We start from the raw sequence: 14,603 nt of genomic DNA on the forward strand, positions 1-14,603 counted from the left end.
ACGAGGGCAACGAGGGCAACGAATCCTCGCTCAATGACGAGGGCAACGAAGGCAACGAGTTCACCCCGAACGACGAGGGCGACGAAGGCAACGAAAGCACCCCGGGTGACGAAGGCAACGAAGGCAACGAGGCGTCCCCGAATGACGAGGGCGACGAGGGCAACGAGCCCGTTGACTCGGACTTTGCCGGCAACGAGGGCGATGAGGGCAACGAGGGCGACGCAGCCAACGAAGGCAACAAAGACAGCGAGAACTCTGCGGTCGACGAAGGCGACGAAGGCACCGAGCCGTCCCCGAATGACGAAGGCAACGAAGGCAACGAGGCGGCCCCGAATGACGAGGGCGACGAGGGCAACGAGCCCATTGACCCGGACTTTGCCGGCAACGAAGGCGATGAGGGCAACGAGGGCGACGAAGCCAACGAAGGCAACGAAGGCAGCGAGGCCGCTGCGGGCGACGAAGGCGACGAAGGCAACGAAGGCAACGAATGCAACGAAGGCAACGAAGGCAACGAGGCGGCCCCGAATGACGAGGGCGACGAGGGCAACGAGCCCGTTGACTCGGACTTTGCCGGCAACGAGGGCGATGAGGGCAACGAGGGCGACGCAGCCAACGAAGGCAACGAAGGCAGCGAGGCCTCTGCGGTCGACGAAGGCGACGAAGGCCACGAGCCGTCCCCGAATGACGAAGGCAACGAAGGCCACGAGTTCACCCCGAATGAAGAGGGTAACGAGGGCAACGAACCATCGCCCTTTGACGAAGGCAACGAAGGTAACGAAGGCGACGAAGGTCACGAAGGCAACGAAGCCGGTCGCGACGCAGGTAACGAGGGTAACGAAGGAGACGAAGGTAACGAAGGCAACGAAGGCGACGAAGGTAACGAAGGCAACGAAGGCGACGAAGGTAACGAAGGCAACGAAGGCGACGAAGGTAACGAAGGCAACGAAGGCGACGAAGGCAACGAAGGCAACGAGTTCACCCCGAATGACGAGGGTAACGAGGGCAACGAACCGTCGCCCTTTGACGAAGGCAACGAAGGTAACGAAGGCGACGAAGGCAACGAAGGCAACGAAGCCGGTCGCGACGAAGGTAACGAAGGTAACGAAGGCGACGAAGGTAACGAAGGCAACGAAGCCGGTCGCGACGAAGGCAACGAGGGCAACGAAGGCGACGAAGGTAACGAAGGCAACGAAGTCGGTCGCGACGAAGGCAACGAGGGCAACGAAGGCGACGAAGGCAACGAGGGCAACGAGCCCGGCGTCGATGAGGGCGACGAAGGCAACGAAGTTGACTCTAACGATCAGAGCAACGAAGGCAAAGAAGGCGACGAAGGTAACGAAGGCACCGAAGTCGGTCGCGACGAAGGCCACGAGGGCAACGAAGGCGACGAGGGCAACGAGGGCAACGAGCCCGGCGGCGATGAGGGCGACGAAGGCAATGAAGTTGGCTCTAACGATCAGGGCACCGAAGGCAACGAAGGCGACGAGCCCGGACGCGACGAAGGCAACGAGGGCAACGAGCCCGGCGGCGATGAGGGCGACGAAGGCAACGAAGTTGGCTCTAACGATCAGGGCAACGAAGGCAACGAAGGCGACGAAGGTAACGAAGGCAACGAAGCCGGTCGCGACGAAGGCGACGAAGGCAACGAGGGCAACGAAGGCAACGAAGGCGACGAGCCCGGACGCGACGAAGGCAACGAGGGCAATGAAGGCAACGAAGGCAACGAAGGCGACGAGCCCGGCCGCGACGAAGGCAACGAGGGCAATGAAGGCGACGAAGGCAACGAAGGCAACGAAGTCGGCCGCGACGAAGGCAACGAAGGCAACGAGGCCTCGCCAAACGACGAAGGCAACGAAGGCAACGAAGGCGGCCGCGACGAAGGCACCGAAGGCAACGAGGCCTCGCCAAACGGCGAAGGCAACGAAGACAACGAGGTCACCCCCAACGACGAGGGCGACGAAGGCAACGACGCCTCGCCAAATGACGAAGGCGACGCAGGCAACGAGATCGACTCCGAAGGCAACGAAGGCAACGAAGGCGGCCGCGACGAAGGCACCGAAGGCAACGAGGCCTCGCCAAACGGCGAAGGCAACGAAGACAACGAGGTCACCCCCAACGACGAGGGCGACGAAGGCAACGAAGCCTCGCCAAATGACGAAGGCGACGAAGGCAACGAGAGCGACTCCGAAGGCAACGAAGGCAACGAGGGCAACGAAGGCAACGAAGGCGACGAGCCCGGACGCGACGAAGGCAACGAGGGCAACGAAGGCAACGAAGGCGACGAGCCCGGACGCGACGAAGGCAACGAGGGCAACGAAGGCAACGAAGGCGACGAGCCCGGACGCGACGAAGGCAACGAGGGCAACGAAGGCAACGAAGGCGACGAGCCCGGACGCGACGAAGGCAACGAGGGCAACGAAGGCGAAGAAGGCAACGAAGGCAACGAGGCCTCGCCAAACGACGAAGGCGACGAAGGCAACGAGATCGACTCCGAAGGCAACGAAGGCAACGAGGGCAACGAGGTTGTCGTCTCGGGCGGCGCGGCAGCCGATGACGGCTCGTGTGGTGGCTATGCCTGCGGTGCCGATGGCGGCGCGGAGCAAAGCTTTGACGATGCCTGCGGCGCGGATGCCTGTGCGATCGACGCTGGCGGAGCCGCCGGTGCCGACGACGATGGCGACACGACCGGGGCTGACCTGGCGGGTGGCCTCGACCTGGATACGTCCATCTAAGGGACGGTCCGCCGCCTGACCGGAGAAACGCGCAGGGCGTTGCGCAAACCGCCATCGCCCTGCCGGACAGACCCGGTCCAGACCGCATCTGTCCGGACCCGCTGCATCGCAGGGGGTCCGGTTTGGCCAAATCCGCCAGAATGGCGAACCGGCCCACAATGCAGGACCCGCGATGGCCCTGCATTTTCTGTTCCGACAGGGCGCGCTGCGCTTGCGAACGGCCAGGACGGATCACCGCCGCCCCGGTCACGACAATCACAGACGGATGACGACCGACATGCAGTTCATTGACCAGTCCCCGGCCTATTCGGTGAAATCCCTGTCGCTGCAAAAGGCGATCGCCGGCGGGCGCGCCCGGCTGACCGTGGCCGAGGGCGGCGCCGCGGTGGCCCGCTGTTTCCGACCGGTGCTGGCCGAGGCCAACGCCTTTGACCGCGACATCAATGAGCGGCTCGATTTCAAGACGCTGCCGACACCGGAAAAGCTGGACCTGCTGATCGGAGAATTGCTGCCGCGGTTCTTTCGCGCCGACAAGCTGGCGCAATCCGGGCGCGACCGCTGGTTCGTCGATTTCCTGATCGACGGCTCGGTGCGGCGCATTCTGATGATCGATGCCGATGGCGTCCGCGTGGTCTCGCGGCCCGATCAGCTGGCGGCGGTAGAGCTGGAAACCGACATCATGACCCTGATGGCGATCTTGCGCTGGGTGATTGCCAGCTATCACATGAAGAAACTGGATCTGGACGCGCTATGAGTGTCCGGCATCCGAAACCGGTCGCGTCCGAAGATTGTATTATTGGTGAAAATGTAATATAGACAGTATCTTATACTGGAAAGCTTGAACGATGAAACTGTTATCTGTCTCGGTTGGACTGTTGCTGGCGGCGCTGGGCGTCTTTTATGTGCCGGTGTCGTTTTCCGTCGACGGGTTCGGCCTGGTGGTCAATCCCGGCGGGGTGCGCACGATCCGCGCCAGCGATCCCGGCGTCGTCCATCATTTCCCGTCGCGGGACGGCCGGTTCATGCCCGGCCAGATCATGACGGCGGTCAGCAGCCGCGGCGCGGTCGCGACCAACGACCTGCTGAAAGGCACGATGCGGCGTGAACTGGCCAAGATCGAAAGCGAGCATCTGGAGAAGGTCTCGAAACTGCAGTTGGATCTGGATCGCGACCGGGCCAAGCGGGTCGCCACGGTCGAGCGCCTGGCGGCGCGCACCGCGTTAAAGAATGACACGGCCGACGTGCTGGCCGCGCTGCAGGATTTCAACAGCAGCACCGTCTCTGACATCGACGCGCTGAACGAGGAACGGCTGGCGCAATTGGCGCGGCTCGAAGGTCTGGTCAAACGCTCGGGTGAAATTTCGGCCCTGCCGGCCCAGAAACAGGCGGCGATGATGGACGACATCCAGAACGAACGCCTGTCGGTGATCACCAGCAAGGGAACAAGGTTTTCGACTGACCAGAAGGTGCTGGAACTGATCAAGGCGCTGAACGATCTGAACTATGGCAATTCCATCGACGCCGCCGAGGTCGACATCCTGACCGACCGGCTGGACAATCTGGCCATGCAGATGCGTGAGCTCGAAACGCTGCGTCAGACCACGCGTGCCGAAGCCGAGGCGCGCTTTCTGGCCAAGGCGGTGATCCCGCAGGTGGCGATATCGGACGGCGTGTCGGTCGATATGCGGACCCTGCAGGCCAGCCGCGCCGATGTCGACAAGAGCGATGCGCTGCGCCTGCTGGCCAGCGACGATCCGGCAATCGGGATCGCACTGCTGGTCTATGGTGCGCCGGCAACCGGCCAGGTCCGGTTGCGGTATGGTAGCCACACCCTGGACCTGGGCCTGCCGCCGGATCCGGCGCAGATCGAGACCGCCCTGCGCGCCGGCGGTCTGGATGTAGCTCAGGTATATATCGACCGCCAGATGATCGCCTCGGTCGATGTATTGTCGGTCTTTGTCGAATTGGCGCAGGTACCGCAACAGCGCCTGACCGTCGCCGCGGCCACCGCCCGCGACGCCGAAGATTTGCCGATCCTGGTCACCAGCATGATCAACCTGCCAAAGCAGTCGGACTCGGATCAGGCCGAAGGCGGCACGCATGAAATTGTCGGTTTTCTCGAAAACCGCCATGCGGTCGTGCTGAAACCCGGCCAAATGGTGCGCGGCTCGATCAGCGACACCCGAACCGGCACCGAGATCGTTTTTGACGCGCAATTGCTTGACCGCGATTTTTCGACCGTGGACACCAAGGAACTGGGTATCCGGTTGGGCAATGAATCGCTGGCCGGAAAGATCATCAAGCGCGGGGTGCTGTCACAGGTCGTGGTCGGGGTCAGCTCGTCCTCGGCGCAAAAGATCGAACATCTGCCCGGCGCGGTGGTACATCTGAGTTTCCCGCTGGCGCGGCAATCCCTCTTCAGCTTCTTGTTGGCCCGAAATGCTGCGATCTAGTCTGTTCTGGTGCGCCGCGCAGTGGACTTTGGCGACCAGCGCGCGCAGCTTTGTCAGCCAGACCGGGCGCACCGATTGCGGCGTCGCCAGCGCGCTGACGGTGCTGCGCCTGCTGGCGCGCCCAGCCGATCCGGTGGCGGCGGTCGAGGAACTGGACCCGGATCGCAGCGGGACCAGCCTTGAGGCGCTGCGCCGGTATTTTCACGACCGGCACGGTCTGCAGGCCAAGGCTCTGTCAGTACCGCCGGACCGGGTGGCCGGCCTGCAGGGCCGTATCATTCTGCACATGGCGCAGCAGCACTATGTTGTGTTGCTGCGGGCCGGGCGCAACGGCGTTCTGGTGTTTGATCCGGCGATGGGTCCGGTGTTTTACGCCCCGGACGATTTCGCCAGTCTCTATTCCGGTCATCTTTTGCAGATCGCGCCGGCCGGGCAGGGCAGTGCGGCCATTCCGGCTAAGCGGAACGGCCGAGCGTCGACGGCGGCGGCAGTTGTCGGGGGGGCGACCCGGCGCAGCATCGAGCCGGTGGCTTTGTTCATTGTCGGCTTTGCCACGCGCCTGCTTGAGGCGGCGCTGCTGCTTTGTCTGGTGGCGGTTCTGTACCTGGTGCTGAATCAGGCCAGCTTTCCGTCGCTGCTGACCGCGTTCGGTCTGATCGCGGTCTGCGGCGGTCTGTTGCTGGTGGCCCATCAGGTGCGCTTTGATGCCGAAGACCGATGGATTCGCCGCGCCCAGTCGCGTCTGTGGCGCGGGGTTCTGCGTGCGACCATGCGCGGCCGCGATCTCAGCGGGTTTCGCGGACGGCTGGAACGCGACGTGTCCGGCGCCCTGCGCAAGGGGCTCAGCGTTTCCGTACCGCAGCGTTCTCAGCTGCCCGCCAGTCTGGGATCGGTCGTCGCGGTGCCGGTCTTGCTGTGTCTGCTGCATCCGGCGGTGGCGCTGGTCTACCTATTCCTGTTCGGACTAGTCATGACGGTTGTTCAATTGGATGCGGTGCAGGTCTGTCGCCGTTCGGTGCAGGGCGGTATCGGGCGCTACAGCAAGCTGAGTCTGGGGCGCGACCTGATCAGCGCGGTTTCGGCTCCTGATCTGATCGCTGAAATCGCAAAGTGGACCGTGATCGGATTTGCCGGCTTTAGCGTGCTGCTGAACGATCTGCCGGCGGTGGCGCTGATGTTCTGGATCCTCACGTCGATGCAGATCGTGCCAAACGATTTTCGGCGGGCGATGCAGCTGGCGCCGGCACTGGCGGCGCGCGAGCCGGTCTCGGCCCTGACCGCCAGCGAGGTACCGCTGCGCCCGCAACAGATCGTCGGGCCTGTCGATCTGACCGTGCAACAGGACCAGCCGGGGCTGACACGTATCGAAGGCATCTCACCGCTGATGCAAAACCTGCAGCAACCGGACCTGACGGTGCGCGAACAGCGACTGATCATGGCCGATGCGGTGCGCTATACGCTGAACAGCCTGCCCGTTGACGGCGCCGCCCGTCCCAAGTTCGGTCCGATCCGCATCTTTGGACCCGGACAGGACGCCAATCAGGCGGATTTCGAACATCTGATGATCGCCCGCGAAACCCGCCAGGGGCAGACCCTGCCTGCGCCGGCGAACGCCCGCAAGGTGTTCAAGGATGGCGCCGGGGACCGGGTGTTGCGCGATCTGCACAGCTGCGAACCTGGGGATTTCCCGGTATTCTGGGACTACCGCGAGCGGCTGGCGGTCACCGAGCTGCAGGCGCGGCTGAACGACCTGGGCCTCACGCGGGCCGGGCATCTGACCATGAAACGACTGACCCTTGTCGAGGCGGCCTGACCCATGAGCGCGACCTATCCCATTCTTGGCGACATCTGGCCCTATCGCGAAGCTGCGGTTCCCCCGGAACTGGCGCCGCTGTCGGTCGATGCGTTCTTTGGTGATCCCGCCGGCAGCAGTATCACCGCCGCGCAATGGACCGTGACCGATGATCCCTCTGCCGCGCCGCGATCCGCCTATGCCCTGCGCCTGCATCGCGAGAACGGGCACGGCGAACTGGCCCGCTGGCAGTCCTGTGGCGGGCGCTGGGTCACGGTGCACAGGTTTGCCACGCCCAAAGACGCTGTCCCGGCCTGCAGCATCATCGAACTGCGCGGTATTTTGCTGGGGAATGTCACAACCCCTGCGGCGCTGAGCGAGCGCCTGTTCGGGCTGCTGCAACGGGAGATGCGCGAGTCCAAGGTCTATCGGCTGTCGTCGCGCGCGCTGTCGGTGCTGTCGATCATCGTTCTGTTCTTTGCCGTGCGCTCTGGCGTCGAGACCAACGCCATCGAACCCTTTGCCCTGATCCTGGCGCTGGCCATCGGGATCGGGTTGATAGCGATCGGCATGCGGGCTCGGTGCAAGGTCCTGAACCACGAGGCGCTGACGCGCGCATGCGAGCAGTTTCAGTTCGAATACCGCCGCGCCGATCACGCCCCGCTGACGGTAAACACGCTAACCGGAATCCTGCGCGAAAATGAACGCGACCGCGAGGAAGAGGCGGCCATTTTCGGCTTTATGCTATTGATGTGCTTTGTCTATTTCATTTCGTCGCTTGTCGTTGTCGGGGTGATCGTGGCGCTGATCATCGTCACCCTGATCGTTAGCGACCGCGGTGCGTTGCGCGTTCTGGGCATTGCCTTTGACCGCACTGAAACGCGGCTCGAACAATCCTATCTGTCGTTTCGTGCGACCAATGACCGACTGGCTCCGCCGAGCCTGCGCAACGCCAAGAAAGAGGTGCTGCGCGACCGCATGCGTCGCCACGCCGACCTGCAGGGCAAGGTGCGCGAAACCCAGGCCCGGACCCGCCTGTCCCAGGATATCGGTATGGGGATCGCCTTTCTGATCATATTTTCCTCGTACGCCTTTCCGATCGCGGCCGGGTTTCAGAAAATGTCGATCGGCATGGAGGATTCGCTGGTGTCGACCTCGTTGTTTTCGGTCGCCCCGGTTGTCGTTCTGCTCAGCATATCAAAGGCCACGGTGGTGCTGTCGCTGATCGCCAACCGACGGCTCAAGGCGATGGCGCGTTAGCCCGGCTCGCAGGGGTCTGCAGACATCCCCGAGACAGGTCAGGGGCTGGCGGGCGCCCGGCGGCGACATCGGCGATGGCGGACCGGGCGCGATATTGGCCTATTTCGGTTTGCGCAACTGGCTGATGTTGAAGCTGATGATGATGCGTTCGGCCTCTTTGCCGTCGCCCTCGGCCAGGTTCGGATCGACACTGTGATACAGCCAGCTTGGAAAGAACAGCATCTTGCCGGCGACAGGCTTGACCTTGACCTTGGTCCAGCATTCGGTCTTGCGGCGCTTGTTGGGAATAAAGCTGGGGCTGTTCATGATCGTCACGACGCGGGGATCGGTAAAGTCGATCGCTCCGGCGCCCTCGGGGGCCTGCACATAATAGACTCCGCTCCATAGTGCGCCGGGATGGATATGGGCCCGGTTCGAACTGAGCGGCGGGTTGGTGATCGACCACATCGTCGTCACCCGCAGATGCCGCGCGGGATCATATCCCAGATTGCTGTTGATCCCTGCCAGGATCGCGTGAATCCGCCGGGTCAGGCGGCTGAACTTGGCATCCTTGTGCAGGTTGTTATGGCTGTGCCAACCGCCCAGAGATCGATAGTTCGACCGTTCTATGCCTTTGGAATCCTTGTCGCGCTCGTCATAGATCGCGGCCAGGATTTCCTTGTTCATGTCTTCGGCGTCATGCAGCATCGTGGAATAGACCAGCGTCGGAAAATAGTCGTCGCGGCGCAGTTCGTCCTGTCCGCCTTCGGTTTCCAGTTGGGCTATGGTTCGGGTCATTGGAGTCTCCTGCTGGTCTTATTATTTCGGGAGGTCAGATCGGTCAAAAAGCGATGTTTCGCCGGTTTTAAAAAGGCTTGTAATAGAAATCTCATGTCGTCATCGGCATCCGGGCGGCGGTGTGGGCGGCCTTGGCAGCGTGGGGATGTCGTCCAGGATGGCTTTGACAACCTCGATGCGCGCGGGAACCGTGCGCAGAATGTCCATGCTGTCAGCCGGCGGGATGCGCCCGGGATGGCGCAGCAGCGCATAGGCGAACAGCGCGGTCTCGGCCAGGTCCTCGCGTTCGGGATAGGCGGCGGCATATCCGGTCAGAAACCGGCCGTCCGCCTGCTGGGCCGCCACCCACATGGGCGCCAGACGATAATGCGAGTCCAGCGTCGCATGCACCGCCTCGTGCAGCAGCGATTCCTCAAGATGGTCGTCCTCGATCCGGCGGGTGCTGGTCTCGCTGTAGACAAATATCTTGCCGGCGCCGGCGTGGAAACCCTCGGCACCCATATGGATACCGAACCGGGTGATGCCGTGCCGGAACACCAGCGGCACCTGACCGATCCGGCGACCGTAGCGGTCGGCCTCGGCGCGGGCCGCCTCGGGGCTTTCGTATTCCGGGTTCACCACGATCTCGAACGGTGGCATGTCCTCGAAATAGGCATTGAACAGAAACACGTTCAGATCGAATTCATTGTTACGGCGTTTGTCCCACATCTGCCGTGTGGCGCGGCCCTCGTATGACATGCAGATATAGCTGGACGGGTCATCCTCGCGGATGATGTCAAATACCGTGTCCACCGTGGCGTCATAGAGCCAGGGGTCATTGGCCCGGGCGGTGACAGGAGTCAGTGCCACAGCACCGGTCAGCGCAATACCGAGCGCCAGAAACGCCCACTCGTGCGGAACCTTGGAATCGTCATGCAAAATGCGCCGTTTCATGTTCATACACCGGATACCCAGGGCATTAAGCCACTAGGATTATCAGAATTCAGTTGCCTGCAATATTCAACCCTGTTCTGGACCAGGATCGAGGCGGCGCAATGTAGCGAAAGTGTATCGAAATGCACTTCGCCGTGCAATCTATTGTTTTTCGATGTATTTTCTGGTGTGGGTTGTATTCCTCAGCGTCGGGATCGGCGGTTTCTTGCGACCGAACGACCACCCTAACCGGAGAGGTTTCCGGTGCCGGAGGCTGTGGCGCGCCACGCCGCATGTGGGCCAAGCACGGGGCGCACGCACCCTTTTGGCGGCGAATTCAATCGATCCCGGGGCGCGTGAACCGACCTGTGGACTTGACAAGTGAAGAAACGGATGGAACCCTCAAAACTCTCGGGGGGGCGCAAGGTCAGGACGCCTAAAATGCTGAAAGTCTAGGGAAAACCGGCGGTATTCGCATTTCCGGTTAACGCTGTTCCTGTGCCCCACGACAAGAAGCGGAAAACATTTGCGAAGACCAAGGGAGTGTCTCAATGAAATATCAATCCAAGCTGACCCTCGGCGCGCTGGTCACAGCGGCGTTCATGGCGCCAGCGGCCTTTGCCGAGGAATTCATCACCATCGGCACCGGCGGCGTGACAGGCGTCTACTATCCCACCGGGGGCGCCATCTGCCGGCTGGTGAACAAGGGCCGCAAGGACCACGGCATTCGGTGTTCCGTGGAATCGACCGGTGGATCGGTCTACAACATCAACACCATCCGCGCCGGCGAACTGGAATTCGGCGTGGCGCAGTCGGACTGGCAGTACCATGCCTATAACGGCACCTCGGATTTTGCCGAGGCTGGCCCGTTCGAGGATCTGCGCGCGGTCTTCTCGGTGCACCCCGAACCCTTCACCGTGGTGGCGCGTGCCGATGCCGGTATTTCCAGCTTTGCCGATCTCAAGGGCAAGCGGGTCAATATCGGCAACCCGGGATCCGGCCAGCGCGGCACCATGGAAGTCGTCATGCAGGCCATGGGCTGGTCCACATCCGACCTGGCGCTGGCATCCGAACTCAAGGCGGCCGAGCAGTCGGCGGCGCTTTGTGACAACCAGATTGACGCGATGATCTATACCGTCGGACACCCGTCGGGCTCGATCCAGGAAGCCTCGACCGCCTGTGACAGTGTGCTGGTCAACGTGACCGGGCCTGAAATCGACAAGCTGATCGCCGAAAACTCGTTCTACCGGAGCGCGACCATCCCGGGCGGTATGTACAGAGGCAGCGACGCCGACGTCACGACCTTTGGCGTGGGCGCGACATTCGTGACCTCGGCCGCGGTCAGCGACGATGCGGTCTATGCCGTGGTGGCCTCGGTCTTTGACAATTTTGATGCCTTCAAAAAGCTGCACCCGGCCTTTGCCAACCTCAAACCCGAGGAAATGGCCACGGCTGGCCTGTCGGCGCCGCTGCACCCCGGTGCGGCCAAGTACTACAAGGAAAAGGGCTGGATCGAATAATCCAGCTCGGGTTTCGGGGGCGGTACGCCGCCCCCGGGGCAATGCCATTCAACGAACAAACACAACCGCGCCAACGTGGTGACCAGGGAGAGTGAATGATGGCCGAAAAAACGTCAGGAAAAGGTCCGCTAAGCGAAGAGGAACTGCAGGAACTCGTGGCGTCCAGTGATGCCGGTGCCCGCAATCCGGTCGGACCGGTCGCAACGCTGCTGGCGATCATCGCCGTCGTCTGGTCGGTGTTCCAGGTAATCCTGGCTTCACCTCTCTCGAATATGTTACTGCCCGGTTCCATCATCAACAACGACCGGTCTATCCATCTGGCCTTTGCGATTTTCCTGGCTTTCATGGCCTATCCGGCCCTGAAAAGCTCGCCGCGCCACTACGTCCCGATCCAGGACTGGGTGCTGGGGATCGTTGGGTCGTTCATCGCGCTTTACGGGTATTTCTTCTACGACAAGATCGTGAAATCCGGCGGGCTTGCGGATGACACCGACAAGTGGTTCGCGCTGGCCGGTCTGATCCTGCTGTTCGAAGGCGCGCGCCGCGCGCTAGGTCCGGCCATGGCGATCATCGCCACCATTTTCCTGCTCTATGTCTTCTTCGGTTCCTCGCCATGGGTGCCCGATGTCATCCGCTGGAAGGGTGCCTCGCTGCAAAAGGCCATGAGCCACATGTGGATCACCTCCGAAGGAGTCTTTGGCATCGCGCTGGGGGTGTCGACCAAGTTCGTGTTCCTGTTCGTCCTGTTCGGGGCCTTGCTGGACAAGGCCGGGGCCGGCAATTACTTCATCAAGATGGCGTTCGGCGCTCTGGGCCATCTCAAGGGCGGTCCGGCCAAGGCCGCCGTGGTCGGCTCGGCCGCCACCGGTCTGATTTCCGGATCGTCCATCGCCAACGTGGTGACAACGGGCACGTTCACGATCCCGCTGATGAAGCGGGTCGGGTTTTCCAGCGAACAGGCCGGATCGGTCGAGGTCGCCAGTTCGGTGAACGGCCAGATCATGCCACCGGTGATGGGTGCCGCAGCGTTCCTGATGGTGGAATATGTCGGCATTTCCTATGTCGAGGTGATCACCCACGCCTTTCTGCCGGCGACGATCTCGTACATTGCGCTGGTCTATATCGTCCATCTCGAAGCGGTGAAACGCAACATGCCGACGCTGGGCAACCGCGTCGTGTCGATGGGTAAGACGATCGGCGGCATGGCGGCCTTTTTCGTCGGCTTCGCGGCGCTGTGCTATGGCGTGCAATATCCGGTCAAGGCGGTGATCGCGATCATGCCGGGGGCGTCCGGGGCGGTCCTGGCCGCCTTGGTGGTTCTGGCCTATGTCGCGCTGTTGTGGCTGGCGGCGGGCACCGACGATCTGGTGCCGGATGATCCCAATGCCGAAGAGGTCGAACTGCCGGTGGTGGCCGAGATCTACAAGGCCGGTCTGTATTATCTGCTGCCGATCATCGTGCTGGTCTATTTCCTGATGATCGAGCAGAAATCGCCCGGCCTGTCGGCCTATTGGGCCACCTCGCTGCTGTTCGTCATTCTGCTGACGCAGAAACCGCTCAAGGCGATTTTCCGCGGTCAGAGCAACATGGTCGAAACCTTCAAGTCGGGCGTGTCCGATCTGTGGCAGGGCCTGATCGACGGTGCCCGCAACATGATCGGCATCGCGCTGGCGACCGCGACAGCGGGGGTGATCGTCGGCACTGTCACCCTGACCGGCGTCGGACAGGTGATGGCCGACCTGGTCGAGTTCCTGTCCGGCGGCAACCTGATCCTGATGCTGGTTATGGTCGGCCTGCTCAGCCTGGTGCTGGGCATGGGCCTGCCGACCACCGCGAACTACATCGTCGTCAGCTCTCTGATGGCCGGTGTGGTGGTCGAACTGGGCGCGCAATCGGGCCTGATCGTTCCGCTGATCGCGGTGCACCTGTTCGTGTTCTATTTCGGGATCATGGCGGATGTGACGCCGCCCGTGGGCCTGGCCAGTTTCGCCGCCGCCGCGGTGTCGGGGGGCGATGCAATTCGGACCGGGTTCGTTGCATTCTTCTACAGTCTGCGCACCGTGGCGCTGCCATTCGTGTTCATCTTCAATACCGACCTTCTATTGATCGATGTCGGCTGGCTTCAGGGCATTCTGGTGTTCATCTCCGCCACGATCGCGATCCTGATCTTTACCGCCGGCACGATGGGCTGGTTCCTGACCAAGAACCGGATCTACGAGAGCGTCGCGCTGATCCTGATTGCCTTTGCCTTGTTCCGTCCCGACTTTTTCATGAATCGGATTCAGCCGCCGTTCCAGGACGTTGATCCGGCAGAGCTGGTGCAGCGACTTGAAAACGCGGCACCCGGAAAAGAGGTGCGGATGGTGGTCAGCGGACCGGATTTCGATACCGGCGAAACCAAGGAAACCACATTGCTGCTGGTTGTCGGGTCCGAACCCAGCGGGCAGGAGAAACTGGAGGCGATGGGCGTGATCCTGATGCTGGAGGACGGTGTCGCCAAACTGGAGGAACCGCTCTTTGGCACGGACATCGCGACGGAAATGGAAAGCTTTGATTTCTATGCCGACGACCCGGTGCAAGTCACCGCCGTGCGCGTTCCGGCCAGCCAGTTGCCCAAGGAACTGATTTTCATTCCGTCGCTGGTGCTGCTGGGGCTGATCGCTTTTCTGCAGCGCGCCCGCGCATCCCGCCAAGGAGTTCCCGCATGATCAAATCCGTTCTATGCGCCGTCGATGTCAGCGACGGCAGCGTCGACAGCCCCGTCCTGAAAATGGCTGCCAAATTGGCCGATCTGGACGGAGCGCAACTGGATGTCATCACCGTGTTGCCCGACTATGGAAAGAGTCTGGTGGCCGGATATTTCAAACCGGGGTTTCACACCCATGCCGAAGAGGAAGCGGCCACCCATCTGAAAGAATTGTGCGTCGCGACGCTGGGCGAAGAGCGCAACAGCAAGGTGCGCCATATCGTGGCCACCGGGACCGCCTACAAGGAGATCCTGCATGCTGCGCAGGCCGCCGGCAGCGACCTGATCGTGATGGGCGCACACAAGCCCGACGTAAAGGATTTCCTGATGGGGCCGAACGCGACGCGGGTGGCGAACCACTCGGAATGCTCGGTCTATATCGTGCGCTGAACCGTCCCGACCAACATCCGG

10 protein-coding genes are annotated in these 14,603 nt (G+C 62.2%); 8 read left to right on the forward strand and 2 right to left on the reverse strand.

Going from position 1 to position 14,603, the window contains the following annotated elements; genetic code table 11:
- From ACFMPD_RS14300 to ACFMPD_RS14320, 5 genes are all read left to right on the forward strand, one after another.
- The coding region (locus tag ACFMPD_RS14300) for a putative sodium/potassium/calcium exchanger (protein ID WP_380995699.1) at positions 1–2,732 on the forward strand (2,732 nt) is incomplete at its 5' end.
- A gap of 172 nt (positions 2,733–2,904) precedes the next feature.
- On the forward strand, positions 2,905–3,486 hold the full coding sequence (locus ACFMPD_RS14305) for a hypothetical protein (RefSeq protein ID WP_380995701.1): 582 nt from the start codon (positions 2,905–2,907) through the stop codon (positions 3,484–3,486).
- 91 nt (positions 3,487–3,577) lie between these two features.
- Positions 3,578–5,185: a hypothetical protein gene (locus tag ACFMPD_RS14310; protein WP_380995703.1), complete on the forward strand. Its 1,608-nt coding sequence runs from the start codon at positions 3,578–3,580 to the stop codon at positions 5,183–5,185.
- The gene (locus tag ACFMPD_RS14315; RefSeq protein WP_380995706.1) at positions 5,172–6,998 is read left to right on the forward strand and encodes a cysteine peptidase family C39 domain-containing protein; all 1,827 of its coding nucleotides are present in this window, start codon (positions 5,172–5,174) and stop codon (positions 6,996–6,998) included. The genes ACFMPD_RS14310 and ACFMPD_RS14315 overlap by 14 nt, the downstream gene beginning before the upstream one ends.
- 3 nt (positions 6,999–7,001) lie before the next feature.
- Positions 7,002–8,237 carry a hypothetical protein gene (locus tag ACFMPD_RS14320; protein ID WP_380995709.1) on the forward strand — a complete coding sequence of 412 codons (1,236 nt, stop codon included), beginning with the start codon at positions 7,002–7,004 and terminating at the stop codon, positions 8,235–8,237.
- A gap of 99 nt (positions 8,238–8,336) precedes the next feature.
- Here ACFMPD_RS14320 and ACFMPD_RS14325 read toward each other — a convergent pair whose 3' ends face one another.
- Positions 8,337–9,014, reverse strand: coding sequence for a TIGR02466 family protein (locus ACFMPD_RS14325; RefSeq protein WP_380995711.1), 678 nt, complete (start codon positions 9,012–9,014; stop codon positions 8,337–8,339).
- A gap of 99 nt (positions 9,015–9,113) precedes the next feature.
- Positions 9,114–9,947, reverse strand: a complete 834-nt coding sequence (locus ACFMPD_RS14330) for a hypothetical protein (protein ID WP_380995714.1) — start codon at positions 9,945–9,947, stop codon at positions 9,114–9,116.
- Positions 9,948–10,477: 530 nt separating this feature from the next.
- Here ACFMPD_RS14330 and ACFMPD_RS14335 point away from each other — a divergent pair.
- The 3 genes from ACFMPD_RS14335 (at position 10,478) to ACFMPD_RS14345 (ending at position 14,582) form a co-directional block, all read left to right on the forward strand.
- Positions 10,478–11,446 (forward strand): TAXI family TRAP transporter solute-binding subunit, encoded by a 969-nt coding sequence (locus ACFMPD_RS14335; protein WP_380995717.1) that lies wholly within the window; start codon positions 10,478–10,480, stop codon positions 11,444–11,446.
- A 98-nt stretch (positions 11,447–11,544) separates the two neighbouring features.
- Complete coding sequence (locus tag ACFMPD_RS14340; protein ID WP_380995817.1) at positions 11,545–14,154, forward strand: TRAP transporter permease; 2,610 nt, start codon at positions 11,545–11,547, stop codon at positions 14,152–14,154.
- On the forward strand, positions 14,151–14,582 hold the full coding sequence (locus ACFMPD_RS14345; protein ID WP_380995719.1) for a universal stress protein: 432 nt from the start codon (positions 14,151–14,153) through the stop codon (positions 14,580–14,582). The genes ACFMPD_RS14340 and ACFMPD_RS14345 overlap by 4 nt, the downstream gene beginning before the upstream one ends.
- The last annotated feature ends 21 nt before the right edge of the window (positions 14,583–14,603 follow it).

This window comes from Sedimentitalea sediminis, assembly GCF_042687825.1.
GTDB lineage: Bacteria > Pseudomonadota > Alphaproteobacteria > Rhodobacterales > Rhodobacteraceae > Sedimentitalea.